Source organism: Bifidobacterium jacchi (assembly GCF_009078285.1).
Lineage (GTDB): Bacteria > Actinomycetota > Actinomycetes > Actinomycetales > Bifidobacteriaceae > Bifidobacterium > Bifidobacterium jacchi.
Map to the genome: position 1 here is coordinate 806 of NZ_RQSP01000102.1, position 208 is coordinate 1,013.

At 63.5% G+C, this 208-nt stretch carries 1 rRNA gene (only partly in view); it reads left to right on the plus strand.

Features of this window, described 5'->3' with window-relative positions:
* Positions 1-208: ribosomal RNA gene (locus EHS19_RS11860) — 23S ribosomal RNA — on the plus strand; its annotated part reaches 226 nt to the left of the window's first position; the annotation flags it as partial.

Consider the following 208-nt stretch of genomic DNA (forward strand, 5'->3'; position numbering starts at 1 on the left):
GAATGCCGGGCCGTGGAGGGTGATGGCCCCGTAGCCGTATGCACGTCGTCCCGTGATCGCGTGTCCCAAGTAGCGCGGGCCTCGTGGAATCCCGCGTGAATCCGCCCCGACCGTGGGGTGAGCCTGAGTATACCCGTCTGACCGATAGCGTACGAGTACCGTGAGGGAAAGGTGAAAAGCACCCCGGGAGGGGAGTGAAAGAGTTCCT